This window comes from Azospirillum sp. B2RO_4, from assembly GCF_051124815.1.
In the GTDB taxonomy this organism is placed as follows: domain Bacteria; phylum Pseudomonadota; class Alphaproteobacteria; order Azospirillales; family Azospirillaceae; genus Azospirillum.
Genome location: NZ_CP118491.1, coordinates 278,080 through 299,305 on the forward strand (window position 1 = coordinate 278,080; position 21,226 = coordinate 299,305).

The 21,226-nt window shown below is 69.7% G+C and carries 17 protein-coding genes; 12 read left to right on the top strand and 5 right to left on the bottom strand.

What is annotated here, in order from left to right:
* Positions 1–34: 34 nt before the first annotated feature.
* Complete coding sequence (locus tag PWS46_RS29585) at positions 35–712, bottom strand: ParA family protein (RefSeq protein ID WP_014190058.1); 678 nt, start codon at positions 710–712, stop codon at positions 35–37.
* A gap of 180 nt (positions 713–892) precedes the next feature.
* A complete protein-coding gene (locus PWS46_RS29590; RefSeq protein ID WP_434625385.1) occupies positions 893–2,311 on the bottom strand; it encodes a tetratricopeptide repeat protein in 1,419 nt (472 codons plus the stop codon).
* Between the two features lie 424 nt (positions 2,312–2,735).
* Here PWS46_RS29590 and PWS46_RS29595 point away from each other — a divergent pair, with 424 nt between their 5' ends.
* The gene (locus tag PWS46_RS29595; protein WP_434625387.1) at positions 2,736–3,536 is read left to right on the top strand and encodes an FkbM family methyltransferase; all 801 of its coding nucleotides are present in this window, start codon (positions 2,736–2,738) and stop codon (positions 3,534–3,536) included.
* Positions 3,537–3,539: 3 nt separating this feature from the next.
* Here PWS46_RS29595 and PWS46_RS29600 read toward each other — a convergent pair whose 3' ends face one another.
* Entirely contained in the window at positions 3,540–5,111 is a 1,572-nt protein-coding gene (locus PWS46_RS29600; RefSeq protein ID WP_434625389.1) for a tetratricopeptide repeat protein, read from the bottom strand.
* Positions 5,112–5,489: 378 nt separating this feature from the next.
* Between PWS46_RS29600 and PWS46_RS29605 the strand changes: the two genes are divergently transcribed.
* The 5 genes from PWS46_RS29605 to PWS46_RS29625 all read left to right on the top strand — a co-directional run bounded on the left by PWS46_RS29605 (position 5,490) and on the right by PWS46_RS29625 (position 10,745).
* A complete protein-coding gene (locus PWS46_RS29605) occupies positions 5,490–6,674 on the top strand; it encodes a glycosyltransferase family 4 protein (protein WP_434625391.1) in 1,185 nt (394 codons plus the stop codon).
* 109 nt (positions 6,675–6,783) lie between these two features.
* Complete coding sequence (locus PWS46_RS29610) at positions 6,784–7,647, top strand: class I SAM-dependent methyltransferase (protein WP_434625393.1); 864 nt, start codon at positions 6,784–6,786, stop codon at positions 7,645–7,647.
* Positions 7,644–8,414 carry a class I SAM-dependent methyltransferase gene (locus PWS46_RS29615; RefSeq protein WP_434625395.1) on the top strand — a complete coding sequence of 257 codons (771 nt, stop codon included), beginning with the start codon at positions 7,644–7,646 and terminating at the stop codon, positions 8,412–8,414. The genes PWS46_RS29610 and PWS46_RS29615 overlap by 4 nt, the downstream gene beginning before the upstream one ends.
* A gap of 207 nt (positions 8,415–8,621) precedes the next feature.
* Positions 8,622–9,593, top strand: a complete 972-nt coding sequence (locus PWS46_RS29620) for a lysylphosphatidylglycerol synthase transmembrane domain-containing protein (RefSeq protein WP_434625397.1) — start codon at positions 8,622–8,624, stop codon at positions 9,591–9,593.
* Between the two features lie 129 nt (positions 9,594–9,722).
* Positions 9,723–10,745 carry a glycosyltransferase family 2 protein gene (locus PWS46_RS29625; RefSeq protein WP_434625399.1) on the top strand — a complete coding sequence of 341 codons (1,023 nt, stop codon included), beginning with the start codon at positions 9,723–9,725 and terminating at the stop codon, positions 10,743–10,745.
* Between the two features lie 53 nt (positions 10,746–10,798).
* Here the strand turns inward: PWS46_RS29625 and PWS46_RS29630 are convergent, their stop codons facing one another.
* Positions 10,799–12,712 carry a hypothetical protein gene (locus PWS46_RS29630; protein WP_434625401.1) on the bottom strand — a complete coding sequence of 638 codons (1,914 nt, stop codon included), beginning with the start codon at positions 12,710–12,712 and terminating at the stop codon, positions 10,799–10,801.
* A 65-nt stretch (positions 12,713–12,777) separates the two neighbouring features.
* Positions 12,778–14,715, bottom strand: coding sequence for an asparagine synthase (glutamine-hydrolyzing) (gene asnB, locus PWS46_RS29635; RefSeq protein WP_434625403.1), 1,938 nt, complete (start codon positions 14,713–14,715; stop codon positions 12,778–12,780).
* A gap of 261 nt (positions 14,716–14,976) precedes the next feature.
* Here asnB and PWS46_RS29640 point away from each other — a divergent pair, with 261 nt between their 5' ends.
* From PWS46_RS29640 to PWS46_RS29665, 6 genes are all read left to right on the top strand, one after another.
* Complete coding sequence (locus tag PWS46_RS29640; RefSeq protein WP_434625405.1) at positions 14,977–15,786, top strand: FkbM family methyltransferase; 810 nt, start codon at positions 14,977–14,979, stop codon at positions 15,784–15,786.
* A 124-nt stretch (positions 15,787–15,910) separates the two neighbouring features.
* Entirely contained in the window at positions 15,911–16,681 is a 771-nt protein-coding gene (rfbF, locus tag PWS46_RS29645; protein ID WP_149273765.1) for a glucose-1-phosphate cytidylyltransferase, read from the top strand.
* A gap of 20 nt (positions 16,682–16,701) precedes the next feature.
* Complete coding sequence (gene rfbG / locus PWS46_RS29650; RefSeq protein ID WP_434625408.1) at positions 16,702–17,784, top strand: CDP-glucose 4,6-dehydratase; 1,083 nt, start codon at positions 16,702–16,704, stop codon at positions 17,782–17,784.
* 47 nt (positions 17,785–17,831) lie between these two features.
* Entirely contained in the window at positions 17,832–19,202 is a 1,371-nt protein-coding gene (gene rfbH / locus PWS46_RS29655; protein ID WP_434625410.1) for a lipopolysaccharide biosynthesis protein RfbH, read from the top strand.
* Between the two features lie 25 nt (positions 19,203–19,227).
* A complete protein-coding gene (locus PWS46_RS29660) occupies positions 19,228–20,196 on the top strand; it encodes an NAD-dependent epimerase/dehydratase family protein (RefSeq protein WP_434625412.1) in 969 nt (322 codons plus the stop codon).
* On the top strand, positions 20,184–21,215 hold the full coding sequence (locus PWS46_RS29665) for a GDP-mannose 4,6-dehydratase (RefSeq protein ID WP_434625414.1): 1,032 nt from the start codon (positions 20,184–20,186) through the stop codon (positions 21,213–21,215). The genes PWS46_RS29660 and PWS46_RS29665 overlap by 13 nt, the downstream gene beginning before the upstream one ends.
* Positions 21,216–21,226 lie beyond the last annotated feature (11 nt).

Consider the following 21,226-nt stretch of genomic DNA (forward strand, 5'->3'; position numbering starts at 1 on the left):
AATCATGATCCCATGCCATGAGGCCCCACCCGCCTCACCCGCGCGGGATCAGCGGGTTGGCCGGGGAGGCTTCCAGGAAGGCGACGAACTCGTCGGTCAGGGAGCGGACGTTCAGGTCGGCGTTGCTGTTCGGGTTGACTTCGCCCGGTCCGTGGCCGGTGTAGGTCATCTCCTTCAGCAGCGAGCGCTCGATCAGTTCGGTGCGGAAGGCCGGGACGCCATGTTCGTCCAGCAGGCCGCGGGCATGGCGGTCGACGCGGGATTCGATGGCGGCCTGGGTGCGGACGATCACCACGCTGGAGGCCGGCGTGTGTTTCAGCACCCCGACGGAATCCGCCACCACCTTGAAGGTGCGCACCGTCTCCTTCACGTCCATGAAGGATTGCTGGGTCGGGATCAGCACCCCGTCGCTGACCGAGAAGGCGTAGAGCATGGTCAGGTTGCCGAAGCCGGCAAGGTCGATCAGCGTGTAGTCGAAGCTCGGCGCATTTTCCTGCACCGTTTGGCGGACATTCGATTCCGTGATCTCGTCCAGCACCCGCACGCCGGCATCGTTGCGCCGCCGCGCCCATTCGGCCAGATGCCGGTTGGGGTCGCAGTCGAGCAGAAGCACGCTCGCCTCGCGCCGGCGCAGTTCGGAGGTGAGCGCCATGACCAGACTGGTCTTGCCGACGCCGCCCTTGGTGGAGGCGAAACTGATGATCCGAGCCATGCGGTGGTTCCCGGTAGCAGAGGATGGAAAGCGGGCGGACCCGAGCGGGAGCTTCGCGGATTTACACGCAAGAACAGGAAAGAGGGAAGTGGTTTCACGTCATGAAGAAGAAGCATGAAATCATGATTCATGATTCATGATTTCATGATCTGTTATCATGCCTGACTGCCACGGAAGGCCTCAGCCCTGCTTCATGTCCGCTGTGGTCCCGGCGCGGCGTTTCAGCCGGTGCACCGCATGCTGGCCGCCGCCGGTGGCGCGGACCGAATAGAAATAGGCGCTGTCGTCGGTCCAGTACCGGCCCTCGCCGTCGACCATCACCGTGCTGCTGTGGATGTCGGCCGGATAGATGGTCAGGCGGGGTGCCGCCTCCGCCGTGAAGCCGGCCAGATGCACGGCGGCGAGCGCCGCCTGGTCGAGGAACCAGAGCGGCAGGCCGCGGTCGAGGAAATGGCGGATGTAGCGCCGGGTCAGGTCGAGGAAGCGCAGCGCCCCCGTGGTCGGCCGGATGTGCAGCACGTCGGCGTAGAGCAGGCTCCAGATGTCCAGCCGCTTCAGCGCATGGCTCATCATGCCGAGGTCCGACCGGGCGGAGGTCGCCAGCAGCGGGTTCAGGTCACGGATGGCCAGCAGGTCGACATCCAGCATCAGCACCGGCCGCTGCCAGCGGATCAGCAGGTCGGGCAGCACCAGGAAACGGCTGCAGGCGTAATAGGTCTTGGCATTGTCGCCCAGCGGCGACAGGTCGATGACCTCGCGCAGGATGATGAAGCGGTCGGCGCCGTGGGCGGCGGCCAGGGCGGCCACCGTCGCCTCGGCCTCCGCGTCGGGATTGACCAGATGCAGGGCGATGGCGCAGTCGAGCCCGCTGTCCTCGGCGATGGAGCGCACCATGGTCGGCAGGAACTTGCGCGCATAGACCGCGTCGCAGCAGGCATAGACCACCAGCGGCCGGGATGCTGCCCCCGTGCCTTCCTGGCACTTGCCCTCCTGGATGGTGGCGCGGATGCCGGCGGGCGGTGGCGCCGCGCGCAGGGCGGCAAGGAAGGCGGGATCGGTGCGGGTGACGGTATCGCGCCCGCCATGACGCTCCGCCGCCTGGGCGAACAGGGCGTCGGCCTCCTCCAGCCGGTGCTGTTCGGCGCACAGGCAGGCCAGCCGGCTCAACGTGAAGGACACCTCCGGATAAAGCTCCAGCGCCCGGCGATAGGCCCGCTCCGCCCGCAGCGCCTGCCCGTCGCGGCGCAGCGCGTTGCCCAAAGCCACCAGCCCGACGCAGTCCTCCCGCCCCTGGAAGCGGGCGACCTCGCCGGCCTCTCCCAGATGGGTCAGCAATTGCCACAGGTTTGACCGGCGGGTCGGATCGGCCGGCGTCAGCCGCCAGGCGGCAAGCGCATGGTCGGCCGCCGCCGCCATGTCCTGGCCCACCAGGATCCGGGCGAGCGCGTCGTGGGCCGCCGGCGCCTGCGGGCCGGTGGGAGCCTGCTCCAGCAGCCGGAGGCAGAGCGTCCTTGCGGTTTCGCGGTTCCCCGCCCGTTCGGCGTCGAGCGCGGCCTGGAGTGCGGCCTGAGGGGTAGCGTTTGGGGTTGGGCGTGGCATGGCGCGGACCGGTCGGCGAAAGGGGGCGGGGCTTCATCCCATGGCATCCCTGCCGCTGGCAAGCGGAGCCTCCCGTCTCTCCCGCCCGCCATCCCGAGTTGCAATCGGCCCGAGTTGCGACCGACCCGAGTCGCAATCGACAGTCCCGCGCATCCCCGCTTTCGGGCCGGGGCGGTGCCCGGAAAAAGCGCGCAGGCACCGGTCTGCGGAAAATGCATGGCCGGCGAAGCGGAAACCTGACCGTTTCCGAAGAACGCGCTTGAACAAACGGGCAAATATCATCAACTGTTGCTATGGACCCGGGAAAGGGTTCCAGCCGAAACTGTGCCGCGCCGGTCCGTCCGGCGCGGCACTTTTATAATCAGCCATCCAGTCGCCGCCGCGCGAAGCCCGGGCGGTCGCCGGTCTGGGAGACAGTTACGCCGTGAGCATCGCCGACGGCCTCAAGATCGCGTTCGACGTTCATCTCTCCGGCGACCTGGAACGGGCGGAGGAATTCTACCGCGCCATACTGCGCGTCAGTCCGACGGACCCGATGGCGGTGACCCTGCTGGCGCTGATCCGGTCGCAACGGACGGCGATCCGCCAGAGCAAGCACAAGACGCTGACGCTGCTGCGCGGGCGTGGCTTCACCCCCGCCACGGTGATCGACGTCGGCGCCCAGACCGGCACTCCGCCGCTCTACGAGGTCTTTCCCGACGCCCACCATGTGCTGATCGAGCCGGTGGCCGAGAATGAGCCGGCCCTGCAGTCCCTGTGCGGGCAACTGCGCAGCGCCGAATACCACATCGCCGCCGTTGCCCGCCGGGACGGCACGGTCCCGCTGGCGGTGTCCGACGACGGGCTCTATTCCTCCGTCATTCTGGAGGGGGAGAGCCCGGACAGCACCCTGCCCGGCCTGCGCACGGTGCCCGCCATCTCGCTGGACGGCCTGAGGGCCGAGCGCGGCTATGCCGGGCCGATGCTGGTGAAGATCGATGTCGACGGGCTGGAACTGGAGGTGCTGGCCGGTGCCGCCACCCTGATGCAGCCGGACGCCGCCTTCGTGATCGAGGCGACGGTGGCCGGCCCGGATGCCCGCCTGCCCCGCATCATCGCCGCCATGGCGCCTTATGGGTTCCAGGTCTGGGACATCGTCGATCCGCTTTACCGTCCCAATGACGAGCGGATGTGGCAGGTCGATCTGGTGATGGTCCACCGCGACGGCCCCTACGCCGCCCTCTGATCCTTATCCGGACGCGCGGCTGCGGAGCGCCTGCTCCAGCCGGTCGATGGCGTCGTCCCAGGAGCCGGGTCGGTCCTGTCGGAACAGGCGCATGGTCGGATACCAGGGGCTGTCGTCGCGGTCGAGCATCCAGCGCCAGTCGGGGGCGAAGGGCACCAGCACCCAGACCGGGACGCCGAGGGCGCCGGCGAGATGGGCGACGGAGGTGTCGACGCAGACGACCAGATCGAGGCCGGCCATGATGGCGGCGGTGTCGGCGAAGTCCTTGATGTCGGGCGACAGGTTCAGCAGGGGGAAGCCGCCGGGCGGGTCGGCGGCCTGTCCCTCGGTCGGCCCCTTCTGGATGGAGACGAGGCTGACGCCGGGGATGGCGGCCAGCCTTGCGAAGGGGGCCAGCCCGATGGAGCGGTTCTTGTCGTTGCCGTGGGTCGGCGATCCGGCCCAGACGATGCCGACCTTCAGGCCGTCCAACCCCTTCAGCCGCTCGCCCCAGCGCGCCGCCAGTTCCGGCTCCGCCGTCAGGTAGGGAACGCGGGCCGGCACGGTTTCCAGCCGGGTGCCGAACAGCGCCGGCAGGCTCAGCACCGGGATCTGGACGTCGAAGTCGGGCAGCGGCCCGCCGGTCTCCACCGCGATGGTGCCGGGCAGGCGGCGCAGCACCGGCAGCAAGGCCCGCTGGCATTCCAGATAGACCGGCTGCCCTTCGGCCGTTCCCCCGGCTGTGCGTGCCAGCAGCGGCAGGTAGCGCACGAACTGCAGCACGTCGCCGAAGCCCTGCTCCCAATAGACCAGCAGCCGGCGCCCCTGCAGCGGCGATCCGTCCCAACGCGGTTGGACGAAGCTGCGCTGCGGCGACGGCAGCCGGCCATGCTTCCAGCGCCATTCATAGCCGCGCCAGCCCTGGACAAAATCGCCCAGCAGCAGCCGGACCAGGCTTTCGTTCCAGTGGGCGCCGGCGAAGTCCGGGTCCAGCCGGGTCGCCCGGCGGAAGGCCTGCAGCGCTTCCCAGAAGGCGCCCTTGTCCTTCACCGTGGAGCCCAGGTTGCTGTAGGCCCCGGCATAGTGAGGGTTCAGCGCGATGGCGCGGCGGAAGCGCGCCGCCGCCTCGTCCAGCCGGTGGGCCATGCGCAGCATGGCGCCGTGGTTGTTGGCGATCTCCGCATCGCCGGGCGCCAGGGTCGCCGCGCGGGCGAAGGCGTCGCAGGCCTCGTCTGCACGCTTCAGCCGTTCCAGCTGGATTCCCATCTCGTTGAGGGCGGCCGGCTGGTCGGGCTTCAGCCGGACCGAGGCGCGGTAGGCCCGCACCGCCTCCTCCGTCCGGCCGAGCCGGGTCAGCAGCGCCCCCATGTTGTTCCAGCCGTTCAGCGAGTCCGGCGACAGGCTCAGGGCGCGGCGGAACAGCGCCACCGCTTCCGCATCGCGGCCGTCGTTGGCGCGCAGCAGCCCCAGATTGTTGACGGCGGGGGCGAACTGCGGGTCGGCGGCGACGATCTCGCCATACAGACGGGCGGCCTCCCCGGCCTGGCCGCTCTGCTGGAACCCGAGAGCCGTGGCGAAGGCTTGCTGGATGTTCATGAAGGACCGCATCGCCCCGGTTGAGGAACTGGTTTCGGACAGCATCGGAAACCGGCGCGATCAGTAGCAGAGATGGCCGGTGCTGCAAAGGACCGGCGCCGGCCGGAACAGGGCAATCGCATATGGAATCCAGAATCCCATAAAAGGACTTCGGTCATCCCCGCGAAGGCGGGGATCCAGGAAACCATCGTGCAAAGCGACTGAAACGGCTGGATTCCCGCCTTCGCGGGAATGACGTGCTTCCTTGTGTAGGATCATAATTGCCATAGGCGATTACTCTGCCGGCCGGAGGGGCGGATAGGTCGGGTTCACCGCTTGCATCGCCGCCGCTCACCGCCCATCAATGGCGCTCGTCGAACGGGGAATGTGGCGCGCGGCATGGCACGGCTTCTGCTGATCAATTACGAATTTCCGCCGCTGGGCGGCGGGGCGGCCAACGCCACCGACAACACCGCGCGCGAATTGGCCGCCTTGGGCGAACAGGTGCTGGTGCTGACCTCCGCCTTCGGCGATCTGCCGCGGTCGGAGCGCCGGGCCGATGGGGTGGAGATCCGCCGCATCCCCACCCTGCGCCGCCGCCGCGACCGCAGTTCGGTGGTGGAGATGCTGGCCTTCCTCGCCAGTTCGCTGGTGATGGCGCCCTGGATCGCCGCCCGCTGGCGTCCGGACGCCACCATCGCCTATTTCGGCCTGCCCTGCGGCCCTGCGGCCTGGATGGTGAAGGCGCTGTCCGGCGTGCCCTATGCGGTCAGCCTGCGCGGCGGCGACGTGCCGGGCTTCCAGTATGACGGCATCTCGCTCTACCACCGGCTGGCCGGGCCGGTGATCGGCTGGCTGTGGCGCCGGTCCTCCGCCGTCGTCGCCAACAGCGAGGGGCTGGCCGATCTCGCCCGCCGCTTCGCTCCCGACCAGCCGATCGCCATCATCCCCAACGGCGTCGACGCCGCCCGCTTCTCACCCGCCGATGCGACGGATGCCGGCGACCGCCTGTCCTTGCTGTTCGTCGGCCGGGTGGTGCGGCAGAAGGGGCTGGACGTGCTGTTCGAGGCGCTCGCCAGCCTGTCGCCGGCTCTGCGTGGGCGCATCAGCCTGACCATTGTCGGCGACGGTCCCGCCCGGCCGGAACTGGAGGCCCAGGCCGCCCGGCTCGGCCTGACCGAGCGCATCGCCTTCCGCGGCTGGCTGGGGCGCGACGAACTGCCGGCCGCCTACCGCACCGCCGATGCCTTCGTCTTCCCCTCGCGCGACGAGGGCATGCCCAACGTGGTTCTGGAGGCGATGGCCGCCGGCCTGCCGGTGGTGGCGACGCGCATCGCCGGCAACCGCGATCTGGTGGTGGAGGAGGAGACCGGCCTGATGCTGGACGCCGACGACACCCCGGCGCTTGCCGCCGCGCTCGCCCGTCTGGCCGAGGACGCGCCCTTGCGCCGCCGGCTGGGCGAGGGCGGCCGCCGCCGGGTGGTCGAGCATTTCTCCTGGCGCGCCGTCGCCGCCGCCTACCGCGACCTGTCGCTCGCTGGTCGCAAGGCTACAGGACAGGTCCGGTCGGTCCAAGCGGAGTGAGGGGGCGGAGTGAGGGGGCGGAGTGAGGGGGCGGAGTGAGGGACGCCGCTTGACGTGCTGTTGACATCCGGCGGCTTTCGGGAGCGTATGGCGGCGCGGCAGAGTGGGCTTGGACAGCAAGGGATCGGACAGCGTGGCGGAACCGGTGAAGACGGCGGACGGCGGGGGCGGAACCCCGGCCGGCACTCCCGCCCTGGCCTTCGATTTCGGCGAGAACTGGGACCATTACTCGCGCACCGTGCTGGACGAGCCGCGGCTGGTGGCGGCCATCGACAGCCTGAAGGGGCTGGTCGGGACCGACCGGCTGAAGGATGCCAGCTTCTGCGATGTCGGGTCCGGCTCCGGCCTGTTCACCATCGCCGCCGGCAAGCTGGGCGTCGGCCGCGCGCTGGGCTTCGACGTCAACCCCACCGGGGTCGAGGTGGCCCGCCGCAACCTGGGCCGCTTCGCGCCCGAGCTGGCCGACCGCATCGAGTTCCGCCGCGGTTCGGCGCTCGACACCGGCTTCGTCGGCTCGCTCGGCCGCTTCGACGTGGTCTACGCCTGGGGCTCGCTGCACCACACCGGGTCGATGTGGCCGGCGATCGAGACGGTGGCGCCGCTGGTGGCGCCGGGCGGCACCTTCGTGCTGGCGCTCTACAACCGCCACTGGACCTCGCCGATCTGGACCCTGATCAAGATCGTCTACAATCTGTCGCCGGGCCTCATTCGGAAAGTTTGGGACTGGACGCTGGGGTCGCTGATGTTCCTGGCGACCTGGGCGATCACTGGCTCCAACCCGCTGCGCAAGGAGCGCGGCATGGAGTTCTGGGTGGACGTGACCGACTGGCTCGGCGGCTACCCCTATGAATATGCCAGTGCCGACGAGGTGCGGGTGCGGATGGACGCGCTCGGCTTCGACATGCTGGAGGTCCGTCCGCCGCGCGTGCCGACGGGCTGCAACGAATTCATCCTGCGCCGGAGGCCCGCATGAGCGACGACGCATTCAAGTCCGCCAACACTCCCCTGCCCGCGGCGGCGGCCGACCATCCCGGCGGCGTCGATTACGACGACAGCTGGGAACGGCGCTGGAACGACATGCGCAAATACGGCCCGACCGGGCGGCATCTGCGCCGCATCGTCACCGAGATGGTGCGCCCGCTGAACTACGACAGCTTGGCTGACGTCGGTTGCGGCCAGGGTTCGCTGCTCGCCACGCTGATGCCGCTGAAGCCGCAGGCCAGCTACACCGGCCTCGACTTCGCCGCCAAGGCCATCGACGTCGCCCGCCGCCGGGCGCCGAACGCCGAGTTCGGCCTGCTCGACGTCGCCGCCGGCCATCTCGACCGCCGCTTCGATCTGGTGGTCTGCACCGACGTGGTCGAGCATATCGAGGACGACGTCACGGCCCTGCGCAACCTCGCCGCCATGACCGGCCGCTACCTGCTGGTCTCCACCCTGCAGGGACGGATGCGCGACTTCGAGCGCACGGTCGGCCATCACCGCAACTATGCCCGCGGCGAGCTGCAGGCCAAGATCCAGTCGGTCGGGCTGGAGATCGAGCGGGTGGTGGAATGGGGCTTCCCCTTCTTCTCGCCGCTCTACCGCAACGTCCTGGGCGCCGCCAGCGGCCAGGGCACCGAGGGCGACTACGGCCCCGGCCGCCGCTTCCTTGCCGAGGCGCTCTATCACATCTTCCGCCTGAATTCCTGGTCGCACGGCGACTACATCTACGTGCTGGCCCGCCGGCCGGGGTCGTGAGTGCTCTCCCTCTCCCGCCTCGGGAGAGGGAAGGGGCCCGCCGCGAAGCGGTGGGAAGGGTGAGGGGTGAGGCACGAAGCCATGCGGTTCGGGATTCTTGGGTCACCCCTCACCCTCCCCACTTCGTGGGTCCCCTCCCTCTCCCGGGACGGGAGAGGGCATAAACCCCTCACATCACTTCATGACTTCATGAAAAGGCATCTTTAAATGCGTCCCGGCCTGAAAGCCCTGGTCAGCGCGCTGCTGGTCGCCCTGCTGCTGTGGCGGGTCGACGTGGCGGAGGTCGGGCGGGTGCTGGCGGTGGCGTCGCCTGGGCTGATGGCGCTCGCCGGCCTGCTGTTCTTCCTGATGCATGTGCTGAACGCGCTGAAGCTGCGGGTGCTGCTGCCGGAGCTGCGGGCGGGGCGGCTGCTCGCCTACACGCTGGTGGCGCAGCTCTATGCGCTGGTGCTGCCGGGCCAGCTGGCGGGGGAGGCGGTGAAGGCCTACCGGCTCAGCCGCGACGAAGGGCGGGGGCAAGGGCGCGGGCAGGGCCAGGGAGAAATCGGCGGCGGCCGCATCGTCTCGGCGGTCGCCTTCGACAAGGTGACGGGGATCGTCGGGCTGCTGCTGCTGACCGGCGGCGGGCTGGCGGTGCAGTCGGCCCGCTTCGGCGACGGCCTGCTGGTGGGCGTGGTCCTGGTGCTGGCCGGGCTGGTCGCGGCGACCGTTCTGCTGGCCTGGGCGCCGGCCCGCGCCCTTCTGCTGGCCCTGCTCGGCTGGCGTGCCGGGCCGAGGCGCGAAGCCCTGCTGCTCGGCCCGCTGCGCCGCTTCCTGGAGGCTTGGGGCGACCAGACGCGCCGGCCGGGGCGGGCCCTGCTGTCGGTCGCCGGCGGCATCGCGGTGCAGGTGGCGGCGGTCGCCGGCAGTCAGGCGCTGGGGCTGGCGGTCGGCATCGACCAGCCCTTTTCGGTGTGGAGCGCGGTGATCGGGCTGATGTCGGTGATCGTGCTGATGCCGGTCACCGTCGCCGGCATCGGCCTGCGCGAGGCGTCACTGGTCGGCCTGCTCGATCTGGTCGGCGTGCCCCACGCCCAGTCGCTGGCGCTGGGCTTCGGCATCCTCGCCTTTCAGGTGATGGTGGCCCTGCTGGGCGCCGTCATCGACCTGACCGTCCTGCGCGAACGCCGCCCCGCCTGAATCCTCAACGCCTGAATCCTCAACGCCTGAATTCGCAACCCAATTAGCCGTTGCGCTTGCCGGATCCAGCGGCCATACCATGGCCCGGCATCGCACCCACAGATGACCAGCAGCCTCCGGACCCGTTCGATGACCCTCCTGCTTACCCCCGGATCCGCCACCACGGACATGGGCACGGTTTCCGTCTCCGTCCTGATTCCGGTCTATAACGAGGAGGACAACATCGCCCCCCTGTGCGGCCGGCTGATCCCGGCGCTCGACGGGCTGGGGCGGAGCTTCGAGGTCATCTTCGTCAATGACGGCTCCACCGACGGGACGGAGGCGGAGCTGCAGCGCGTGGCGTCGGACAGCCGCATCCGCGTCATCAACTTCCGCCGCAACGTCGGCCAGACCGCGGCGATGATGGCCGGCATCGACCATGCCCGCGGCGACGTCATCGTGCCGATGGACGGCGATCTGCAGAACGACCCGCAGGACATCGCCGGACTGCTCGCCAAGCTGGACGAGGGGTACGACGTGGTGTCGGGCTGGCGCGCCGACCGGCAGGACGGCTTCCTGCTGCGCACGCTGCCGAGCCGGATGGCCAACAAGCTGATCTCCACCATCTCCGGCGTGAAGCTGAACGACTATGGCTGCACACTGAAGGCCTACCGGCGGCAGATGCTGCAGGGCTACCGGCTCTATGGCGAGATGCACCGCTTCGTGCCGATCTACGCCCGCTGGCAGGGCGCCAAGCTGACCGAGATGCCGGTGCGTCACCACCCGCGCCGCCACGGCCAGTCGAAATACGGGCTGGAGCGGGTGCTGAAGGTCGTGCTCGACCTCGTCGTCGTGAAGTTCCTGACCCAGTACGAGACCAAGCCGATCTACATCTTCGGCTTCGCCGGCCTGATGTTCATGGGGCTGTCGGTGCTGGCCGGCATCTATGCGATCTACCTGAAGCTGGTCGACGGCATCTCCTTCATCCTGACGCCGCTGCCGCTCCTGGTGACGATGGGGCTGGTCACCGGGGTGATGTGCATCCTGATGGGGCTGCTGGCCGAGCTGCTGGTCCGCATCTATTTCGAGAGCCAGGGCAAGAGCCACTATTCCATCAAGACCATGCTGAACTTCGACGAACCGCCGCCGGTGGACCGCAGCATCCGCGATTGATTGTCCCCAAAGAAAAAGGCCCCGCATCCTTCCCGGTGCGGGGCCTTTTTGCGTCAGGGCGGCGCCGCCACCACCCCGCCGGGGGGCGTCAGTTCCTTCAAGGCGCCGGAATGGGCCATGACGAACAGCCGGATCCGCTGGCCGGCGACCTCGGCCGGCAGCGGCAGGGTGAAGCCGCTGTTGAGAAGCCGTTCCTCGTGGAAGGCGTTGACGACGTCGGACCGCGCGCTGCCGGTGGAGCCGGTGGCAACGATGCGGTCGCCGACCGCCGCCAGGACGAAGGCCGCCGGCGCCGGCACGGTCATGTCGGCGGCCCATCCCGCCAGGGCGAGCGGGCCGTTGGGAATGCGCTCGATCCGGTCGAGGGAGCCGTTCACCCCGTCATTCGTCCCGGCCGGCCGCACCGCCATGCTCAGCCGCAGGGCGCCGGCCCCGTCATCGAGCATCCCGTTGCGCAGAAGGGTCTGCAGGATCGGGCGCTCCGGCCGGTTGGCCGCATCGTTCAGGATCGGGGCCAGGAAGTCGGCCTTCAGGTCGTAGGCCGCGTGCAGGAAGGGGGCGATGTTGCGCGGCGAGCTGGACGGGCAGACCAGCGGCTGCTGCCAATCCAACCCGCCTGCCGTCTGGCCCGGCGTCCGGATGGCCTGCAGATGGCTGGCGATGCAGCGCTGCGCCTCGCTGTCGCGCTCCGCCACCATCCGGTTGAGGCCGGCGACCTCCCAATGCCGCAGCAGGGAGCCGCCGACGCTGTGTCCAAGGACGAGCAGGGCGGCTAGAATCAGCCCGGCGGCAGTTCCCCGCTCCACCCGCGCTGTCCCATTCCCCCGCCCGCCCGTCAGCACCGTCCAGCCGGCGACCGCCGCCGGGAAGGCCAGCAGGACCGGATAGGCATAGCGCGGGATGGTGCCGCAGCGCATCGCGGCGGCGATGCCGTCGCCGCACAGCCCGGCCCGGCCCAGGGCGGTGGTCATGGTGACGATCACCGCCCCCGCGATCAGCGAGGCGATGCAGAAGACGGCATGCCGCCGCTCGACGCCCGCCCGGCCGAAGGGCAGCAGCACCGCCGGGATCAGGCAGAGCACGAACGCCACGGCCCCCGCCGCCAGGGACGGCGGCGCCCCCACCGTCTCCACCGGCAGGCCGGCGGCGGTGGCGAAGGCGCCGAACAGGAAGGCCCAGAACTCCCGATGCCAGGGCAGCACCAGCGGCTGGCCGGTGTGGTTGGCGTAGGAGCCGTGAAAGGTCATCCACAGCATCGCCACGGTCAGCAGCAGCCCGCCGCCGACCGCCACCAGCGTGCGCCCCTCCGCCAGCGTCTCCCACCGGCGCCCCTCCCGGCGCAGGGCCAGCACCGCCCCGACCCCCGCCGCTCCCAGGGCATAGCTGGCGCCGAACACCCCGGTGGAGCCGAAGGCCAGCAGGAACAGCGTCGCCAGCACCAGCCGTCCGCGGGCCAGCGTGTGGAGGAACAGGAACAGGCAGGTGAAGAAGATCGGCTGGGCCAGCCCCATGTGCTGGTAATAGAAATACTCGTTGTTCAGCGTGCCGGTCAGGAACAGCCCGGCCGCCACCACCGGCACCGCATCCCAACTCGACCGCACGCAGTCCCGCAGCAGGACCAGCGCGTAAGTGGCCAGCATCGCGGCGAAGGCCAGCCAGCCGACCAGCCGGAAGGCGATGAAATCGACGCCGATGGCATGCCACAGCCCGTGGGTCAGCAGCTTGAAGAAGGGCGCGACATGGTCGCTGTCCTTGGCGAAGATCGAATGGAAGGTCAGCGGCTGCTGCACGCCCTGGGCGGTGCCGAAGAAATAGCCCCAGTCGTCCCAATAGGGCAGGCCGCTGCTCGCCTGCATGTTCCGGCCGAACTGATAGACGACGATCAGCGCCCCCAGCACCAGCAGAAGCCGGACCAGGATGCGGGCGAACGACGAGGCGCGGGAACCGGTGCGGGCAGCGTCGTGCATGTCCGCTCCCCCACGCGTCCCACTCTCATGCGTTTGGGGGAGCGGACGATCCAGGCTGTCTAAACTCATGCGGCGTTTTCCATCGGTGCCAGGGGCGGTGCCGGGGTCTGGGCCGGGCGGTCCAGCGCGGTGGCGAGCGCGGTCCAGGCCCACAGCAGGCCGCGGTGGTCGGCCTGTCCGCTGCGGTGCTCGTCCCAGCGGGCGGCCAGCCAGGCGCCGTCCACCCCGATGCGCGCCGCGGTCTCCAGCGGCGGCTGGGGCAGGTGGCGCAGCCAGCGGCTAAGCGGGATGCCGAAGCCCTTCTTGGGCCGCGACAGGATCGCCGGCGGCAGCAGCGGCGCCATCGCCTTCCTCAGGATCCATTTCCGCGTCCCGCCCCGGATGCCGTTCGGCTGCAGCTTCACGCCGGCCGGCAGGCGGCTGACGAAGGCAACGAGGTCGCGGTCGAGGAAGGGCGAGCGCGTCTCCAGCGAACAGAACATGCTGGCGCGATCGGCCTTGATCAGCAGGTTCTCGCCCAGATAGAAGCGGCCGTAGAACTCGATGGAGCGGTCGACGTCGTGCCGGCTGGCGCCCGACCGCCACAGGGCGTCGGCCTCGTCATAGAGCTCGTCGGCGGAGAGGTCGGTGCCGAACAGCCGCGACACCTCCTCCACCGAGGCCGGACCCAGCCAGGCCGGCATCCAGTGCGCCGGCCGGTGCCCCAGCCCGCGCAGCGCCCGGCGCAGCTTGAAGTCGAAGCTCATGTTGCGGTCCGAGCGCGGCAGCCGGTGGGCCACCGCCTCCGCCAGCCGGTGCAGCGGGCGGGGGACGGCATGGTGGTAGAGCCGCGCCGTGCGCAGCGCGTCGAAGGTGTCGTATCCCGCGAACAGCTCGTCGCCGCCGTCGCCGGTCAGCGCCACCGTCACCCGTTCGCGGGCGAAGCGCGACAGCAGGTGCGTCGGCAGGATCGACGGATCGGCGATCGGGTCGTCCAGCCGGCCCAGCAGCTCCGGCAGCATCCCCGCCGCGGTGTCGAGGTTCAGCGTGCGGCAGGCATGGTCGGTGCCGTAATGGCGCGCGGCGTCGGCCGCATAGCCGCTCTCGTCGAAGCTCGGCTCGTCGAAACCGATGGTGAAGGTCTTCATCGACGCCGGGTCGCGGTGGCGGGCCGCGAGCGCCACGATGGCGGCGCTGTCGATGCCGCCGGACAGGAAGAAGCCGACCGGCACGTCGCTCAGCATGCGGCGTTCCACCGCGCGGTCCAGCAGCTCGCGCAGCTCCTCCGCCCACTCATCGGGACCGCCCGGCGGCTGGTCGTCCACCACCATCCGGTATTCCCAGTAGCGGCTGACCGACAGCCGCCGGCTGGTCAGGTCGTAGACCATGCTGCAGCCGCCCGGCAGCTTGCGCACCGCGGCATGGGCGGTCAGCGGCGCCGGGATGAAGCCGTAGGCGAAATACTTGACCAGCGCGGTGCGGTCCAGCCCGTTCGGCACCGACGGGTGGGACAGCACCGCCGTGGCCTCCGACGCGAAGACCAGCCCGTCGGCGGTCTCGGCATAGAACAGCGGCTTCTTGCCGAAGCGGTCGCGGCCGAACACCAGCCGGCCCCGGCGGCGGTCATGCAGGCAGAAGGCGAACATGCCGTTCAGCCGCTCCAGCATGTCCAGGCCCCATTCCCGGTAGCCGTGCAGCAGCACCTCGGTGTCGGAATGGTCGGTGACGAAGCGGTGGCCGGCCTGCTCCAGCGCGCGGCGCAGCTCCGGCGCGTTGTAGATCTCGCCGTTGTAGACGATGACCAGATCGCCCTCCGCCGTCGCCATCGGCTGGTGGCCGCCTTCGATGTCGATGATGGCGAGGCGGCGGAAGCCCAGATGGACCGGCAGGGCGCCGCTGTGGTCGGCTTGGCCGCGGTCGGCATAGACGCCGTCGTCGTCGGGACCGCGGTGGCGGATGATGCTGGTCATGACGGCGAGGTCGCGCTCGCCGCCGGGTCCGGCGAAGCCGGCGAAACCGCACATGGGGCTGCTCTCCCGAGGGGACTGCCGAAGGTGGCGACGGGGGCTAGGTGTAGCGCCTCCCCCGGTCCTGTGCCATGGCGAAATGCCGGAGATGCGGTGACGGGCCGCGTGGGCGGAAGGTCGCGCGGACGGAAAGTCGTGGCTTCCGGTTCCTGCTTTGGATTACAGCAAGGGCCATGGGCCGTGTGGTCCGGGCCGTGTGGCCCGGGTTGGGCAGGACGGGTTGGGCAGGACGGGTCGGGCAGGGCGGAGACGAGACGGATGATCGGCGGGCCGGTGGATCTGGAAGGCGGCTTCAACCGCATGCGGCCCTGCCGTCACGGGCTGATGGTCTACAACCGCAACGACCGGTATGTCGGCCGCTCGCTCGACCTCTACGGCGAATATGCCGAGCATGAGGTGGTGGTGTTCCGCTCGATCCTGCGTCCGGGCGACGTGGCGGTGGAGGTGGGGGCCAACATCGGTGCCCAGACCCTGCCGCTGGCCCGCATGGTCGGGCCGTCCGGCTCCGTCATCGCCTTCGAACCGCAGGAGATGCTGTTCAACCTGCTCTCCGCCAATCTGGCCCTGAACGGCGTCGCCAATGTGCGGACCCGGCGCATGGCGGTGGGAAGCGAGGCCGGATCCATCCGGGTGCCGACGCTCGACCCCGGCCGCTCCAACAATTTCGGCGCCCTCGCCCTCGGCGGCTGGGAGCATGGCGAACTGGTCCCGCTGGTGACGCTGGACAGCCTCGACCTGCCGTCCTGCCGCCTGCTGAAGGCCGATGTGGAGGGCATGGAGGAGGCGGTGCTGCGCGGGGCGTCCGGGCTGATCGCGCGCCATCGGCCGGTGCTGTATGTGGAGAACGACCGGCGCGACCGCTCGCCCGCCCTGATCGGGCTGATCCGGTCGATGGGTTACCGGGTGTGGTGGCACACCGCCCGCCTGTTCGACCCCGGCAATTTCGCCGGCAACCCCGACGACGTCTTCGACGGGGTGGGCGCCGTCAACCTCGTCGCCCTGCCGCCGGGCAGCGACATCCACATCCCCGATCCCGAGATCACCGACGATCATGCCTGGTGGCGCTGAGGCAACTCTCCGCCGTGACCTTTGGAGTCCATGCAGGCTGCCGAGCACCTGTGCTTGACCGTTTTTTCACAAATTGCTTAATACTCTGCCCTGGTCCACTCCTGAATTGGAAGAGCTGCGGGAAATGAAAGCTGTAATACTTGCCGGCGGCCTTGGAACGCGGCTCTCCGAGGAAACGGACCTGCGGCCCAAGCCGATGGTGGAGATCGGTGGCAAGCCGATCCTCTGGCACATCATGAAGATTTATTCCTCGCATGGCATCAATGACTTCGTCATCTGCCTGGGCTACAAGGGCTATGCGATCAAGGAGTATTTCTCCAGCTACTCCCTGCACAATTCGGACGTGACCATCGACTTGCGGACCAACACGGTCGAGGTCCACCGCCGCCTTGCCGAACCCTGGCGGATCACGCTGGTCGAAACCGGCGAGTCCACCCTGACCGGTGGGCGCCTCAAGCGCGTTCTGCCCTATCTGGAGGGGGAGGAGGCCTTCTGCCTCACCTACGGCGACGGTGTCGGCGATGTGGACATCTCCGCCTCGGTCGCCTTCCACAAGGCGCATGGCCGCGCCGCCACCATGACGGTGGTGCATCCACCCGGCCGCTACGGCGTGGTCGAGCTGGAGGGCGACCGCATCTCCGCCTTCCAGGAAAAGCTGCCGGGCGACGGCGCCCGCATCAACGGCGGCTTCTTCGTGCTGTCGCCGACGGTCGGCCGCTACATCGACGGCGACGACACCATGTGGGAGCAGGAACCGCTGCGCGGCCTCGTCGAGGATGGCCAGCTGCACGCCTGGAAGCATGACGGCTTCTGGCAGTGCATGGACACCATCCGCGACAAGCGCCTGCTGGAGGATCTGTGGACCGCCGGCAACCCGCCCTGGAAGACCTGGTAACCGCCCCGATGTCCGCCCCGATGTCCGCGAATGCGTCGTTCTGGTCCGGCAAGTCGGTCTTCCTGACCGGCCACACCGGCTTCAAGGGAAGCTGGCTCGGCTTCTGGCTCTCTGCCATGGGGGCGCGCGTCACCGGCTACGCGCTGGAGCCGCCGACCAGCCCCAGCCTGTTCGAGGCGGCGGGCCTGCGCGACCGGCTGCACCGCAGCGAGATCGCCGACATCCGCGACCGCGACCGGCTGGAGGCGGCGCTGTCCGCCGCCCGTCCCGACATCGTCATCCACATGGCGGCCCAGCCGCTGGTGCTGCGCTCCTACCGCGACCCGGTGGAGACCTACGCCACCAACGTCATGGGCACGGTGCATCTGCTCGACGCCGTACGCCGCGTCGACAGCGTGCGCGCGGTGGTCAACGTCACCAGCGACAAATGCTACGAGAACCGCGAGTGGGTCTGGGGCTATCGCGAGAACGAGCCGATGGGCGGCCGCGACCCCTACAGCAACAGCAAGGGCTGCGCGGAGCTGGTGACCGCCGCCTTCCGCCAGTCCTTCTTCCCGCCGGGGGAAAGCCCGGTCGCCCTGGTGTCGGGCCGCGCCGGCAACGTGGTGGGCGGTGGCGACTGGGCGGAGGACCGGCTGGTCCCCGACCTGATCCGCGCCTTCCTGGACGGCCGTCCGGCGGTGGTGCGCAACCGCCATTCCACCCGGCCCTGGCAGCATGTGCTGGACCCGCTGCACGGCTACCTGATGCTGGCGGAAGCCGCCTGGAACGAACCGGCGACCCATGCCGAAGGCTGGAATTTCGGCCCGGCCGAGGGCAGCGCCCGCCCGGTCCACTGGGTGGCCGACCGGCTGGCCTCGCTGTGGGGTGACGGCGCCGCCTGGGTCGACAACAGCGGCCCCGCCGGCCCGCACGAGAACCGTTTCCTGGCGCTCGACTGCTCCAAGGCGCGGCAGCGGCTGGGCTGGGCGCCGCGCTGGGATCTGGCGGAGACGCTGGCCCGCACCGTCGAGTGGTATCGCGCCTATGGCCGCGGCCAGGACATCCCCGCCCTTATGTCGGCCCAGCTTCTTGCGTATAACGAGGCCCGTCCGGCCGCCTGAGGCGGCCGGCGTCCTTTTCGCATCACCGTTTCTTCCGTGAGACCGTCATGACCTCCTCTTCCTCCTCGCCGGCCCCCTCGTCGTCAGCCGGTTCCACGGATCGCCGGGAAGACCTGCGCCGCCGGATCCTCGATCTGGTGGCCGAATATGCGGAGGTCGCCCATGCCGACCGGCCCTTCGACCCGGCGCACTCGCCGGTCCCCGTCAGCGGCAAGGTCTATGGCGGCGAGGAGATGGCGCTGCTGGTGGACTCCGCCCTCGATTTCTGGCTGACCACCGGCCGCTTCAACGATGCCTTCGAAAAGCGGCTGGGCGAGTTCCTGGGCGCCCGCAACGTGCTGACGGTCAATTCGGGCTCGTCGGCCAACCTGCTGGCGCTGACCGCCCTGACCTCGCCGCTGCTGGGCGACCGTGCGCTGAAGCCGGGCGACGAGATCATCACCTGCGCCACCGGCTTCCCGACCACGGTGAACCCGATCCTGCAGAACGGGATGGTGCCGGTCTTCCTCGACGTCGACATCCCGACCTACAACATGGACATGCGGCTGCTGGAAGAGGCGGTGGGGCCGCGCACCCGCGGCATCATGCTGGCCCACACGCTGGGCAACCCCTTCGACCTCGCCGCCGTCACCCGCGTCGCCGAGAAGCACGGTCTGTGGGTGGTCGAGGATTGCTGCGACGCGCTGGGTGCCCGCTATGACGGCAAGCTGGTCGGCAGCTTCGGCGACATCGGCACCCTCAGCTTCTACCCGGCCCACCACATCACGATGGGCGAGGGCGGGGCGGTCTTCACCAGCAACGCCAAGCTGAAGCGCTCGCTGGAATCCTTCCGCGACTGGGGCCGCGACTGCTGGTGCCAGCCGGGCCAGGACAACACCTGCAAGCAGCGCTTCAACTGGCAGCTCGGCGACCTGCCGCACGGCTACGACCACAAGTACATTTACTCCCATCTCGGCTACAACCTGAAGATCACCGACATGCAGGCGGCGGTCGGGCTGGGCCAGATGGACCGGCTGGACGGCTTCATCGAGGCGCGCAAGGTCAACTTCGCCCGCCTGAAGGCCGGGATGGCCGAACTGGCCGATGTCCTGATCCTGCCGGAAGCGACGCCGAACAGCGACCCGTCCTGGTTCGGCTTCCCGCTGACCGTGGCGGCCGACGCCCCCTTCAGCCGCGACGAGCTGACCCGCGAGCTGACCCGCGCCCGCATCGGCACGCGCCAGCTGTTCGGCGGCAACCTGCTGCGCCAGCCCTACATGAAGGGCCGCCCGCACCGCGTCGTCGGCGAGCTGACCAACAGCGACGTCGTCACCGCCCGCACCCTGTGGATCGGCGTCTATCCCGGTCTGACCGCCGCCCACATCGACTATATGCTGGACGTCATCCGCGGCTTCGTCCGGGCGCGGACGGCCGGCTGAGGGCCGCCGGGCGATGCGCGTCCCAATGCGTGTTCTCGTCACCGGCTCCGGCGGCTTCCTCGGCGCCCATGTCGCCGACCGCTTCGGCCGCGCCGGCTGGACGGTGCTGGCCGCCGGCCGGGAGGGCGGCGGGAACTGGCGCCTCACCCGCCTCGGTGTCGCGGCGGAGCCGGTGCGGCTCGACCTGACCGCATCGGGGGAGGAGATCGCGGCGGCGGTGGCGGGGGCGCGTCCCGACCTGATCGTCCATTGCGCCGCCTACGGCGTCGATTACCGGTTCCAGGACGTGGCGGCCTCGGCCCGCACCAACCTGGAGGGCACGCTGCACCTTGTGCGCGCGGCGGCCCAGGCGAAAGTCGGTCGCTTCGTCCATGTCGGCACCTGCTACGAATACGGCCCCTCCGACCGCCCGATCGCCGAGGACGCGCCGCCGGCCCCGCGCAGCCTCTACGGCATCACCAAGGCGGCGGCGACGCTCGCCGCGCTCGGCACCGCCGCGTCGCACGGTCTGGCGCTCGCCGTCGTCCGGCCCTTCGGCATGTACGGCCCGCTGGAGAACGACACGAAATTCGTGCCGATGATCCTGCGCGCCTGCCGCGACGGCCGGCGCACCGAACTGACCGCCGGCGGCCAGCTGCGCGACTATGTCTATGTCGGCGACGTGGCCGAGGCCTGCCTGCGGCTGGCGGAGCTGGCGGACTTCCCGGTCGGCGAGATCGTCAATCTCGGTTCCGGCGCGCCGATTACCATCCGCGCCCTGGGCGAGGCCGCGGCCCGCGCCGCCGGCCATGGCGGCGACGCCCTGGTGTGGGGCGCCTTGCCCTACCGCCCGGACGAGGTGATGAGCATCGTCGCCGACGCCGGCAAGGCCGCGGCAAGGCTCGGCTGGCGGGCCACGACCCCGCTGGACGAGGGCATGCGGCAGACCCTGGCCTTCCTCGACCCACCCGAAAAACTGCCCGAAAATACCGGAGCTCTCCCGTGCGCTACCTGATCACCGGAGGCTGCGGCTTCCTCGGCAGCAACCTCGCCGCCGCCGTTCTGGAGCGTGGCGAGGAGCTCTGCGTCTTCGACAATCTGTCCCGCCGCGGCAGTACGCTGAACCTCGACTGGCTGCGCGGCCGGGGCGAGTTCGAGTTCCGCCATGGCGACATCCGCAATCCCAACGACGTGCAGCGCGCGGTGGCGGAACTGCGGCCGGACGTGGTCTTCCATCTGGCGGGGCAGGTGGCGATGACCACCTCGCTGGCCGACCCGCGGCTGGATTTCGAGGTCAATGCGCTGGGCAGCTTCAACCTGCTGGACGCGGTGCGCCGTTCGGCGCCGGACGCCCTGGTGCTCTACAGCTCGACCAACAAGGTCTACGGCGACCTGGAATGGACGCCGTACGAGGAGACGGAGACCCGCTACGTCGCCCCGGCCTTCCCCGACGGCTTCGACGAGACCGCCCCGCTCGACTTCCATTCGCCCTACGGCACCTCGAAGGGCGCGGCCGACCAGATGATGCTCGATCATCACCGGGTGTTCGGGCTGCGCACCGTGGTGTTCCGCCATTCCTCGATGTATGGCGGCCGGCAATACGCCACCGCCGACCAGGGCTGGGTCGGCTGGTTCTGCGGTCTGGCGGTCGAGGCTGGCCGTCGGGCCGGGCTTGGGCAATTGAAGGCCCCCTTCACCATCAGCGGCACCGGCAAGCAGGTCCGCGACGTGCTGCATGCCGAGGACATGAAGACCCTCTATTTCAGCGCGGTGGAACGGGCCGACGCGGTGGCGGGTCAGGTGTTCAACATCGGCGGCGGCATGGCCAACAGCCTGTCCCTGCTGGAGCTGTTCCGCCTGCTGGAGGAGCTGCACGGGGTGGAGATGCGGTTCGAGCGCCTGCCGCCGCGCATCAGCGACCAGCGCATCTTCGTCGCCGACATCGCCAAGGCCCGCCGCCTGCTGGGCTGGGAGCCGAAGGTCGACGCGCGCCGCGGCGTTTCCGACATGCTGGCCTGGATCGCCCAGCAATAGATCGCCCGGCA

What these genes read in the sequence shown, in the direction of transcription:
- PWS46_RS29585 (WP_014190058.1), bottom strand. Translation starts at nt 712, where the DNA reads ATGGCTCGGATCATCAGTTTCGCCTCCACCAAGGGCGGCGTCGGCAAG.
- PWS46_RS29590 (WP_434625385.1), bottom strand. Translation starts at nt 2,311, where the DNA reads ATGCCACGCCCAACCCCAAACGCTACCCCTCAGGCCGCACTCCAGGCC.
- PWS46_RS29600 (WP_434625389.1), bottom strand. Translation starts at nt 5,111, where the DNA reads ATGAACATCCAGCAAGCCTTCGCCACGGCTCTCGGGTTCCAGCAGAGC.
- PWS46_RS29605 (WP_434625391.1), top strand. Translation starts at nt 5,490, where the DNA reads ATGGCACGGCTTCTGCTGATCAATTACGAATTTCCGCCGCTGGGCGGC.
- PWS46_RS29615 (WP_434625395.1), top strand. Translation starts at nt 7,644, where the DNA reads ATGAGCGACGACGCATTCAAGTCCGCCAACACTCCCCTGCCCGCGGCG.
- PWS46_RS29620 (WP_434625397.1), top strand. Translation starts at nt 8,622, where the DNA reads ATGCGTCCCGGCCTGAAAGCCCTGGTCAGCGCGCTGCTGGTCGCCCTG.
- PWS46_RS29625 (WP_434625399.1), top strand. Translation starts at nt 9,723, where the DNA reads ATGACCCTCCTGCTTACCCCCGGATCCGCCACCACGGACATGGGCACG.
- PWS46_RS29630 (WP_434625401.1), bottom strand. Translation starts at nt 12,712, where the DNA reads ATGCACGACGCTGCCCGCACCGGTTCCCGCGCCTCGTCGTTCGCCCGC.
- asnB (WP_434625403.1), bottom strand. Translation starts at nt 14,715, where the DNA reads ATGTGCGGTTTCGCCGGCTTCGCCGGACCCGGCGGCGAGCGCGACCTC.
- PWS46_RS29640 (WP_434625405.1), top strand. Translation starts at nt 14,977, where the DNA reads ATGATCGGCGGGCCGGTGGATCTGGAAGGCGGCTTCAACCGCATGCGG.
- rfbF (WP_149273765.1), top strand. Translation starts at nt 15,911, where the DNA reads ATGAAAGCTGTAATACTTGCCGGCGGCCTTGGAACGCGGCTCTCCGAG.
- rfbG (WP_434625408.1), top strand. Translation starts at nt 16,702, where the DNA reads ATGTCCGCGAATGCGTCGTTCTGGTCCGGCAAGTCGGTCTTCCTGACC.
- rfbH (WP_434625410.1), top strand. Translation starts at nt 17,832, where the DNA reads ATGACCTCCTCTTCCTCCTCGCCGGCCCCCTCGTCGTCAGCCGGTTCC.
- PWS46_RS29660 (WP_434625412.1), top strand. Translation starts at nt 19,228, where the DNA reads ATGCGTGTTCTCGTCACCGGCTCCGGCGGCTTCCTCGGCGCCCATGTC.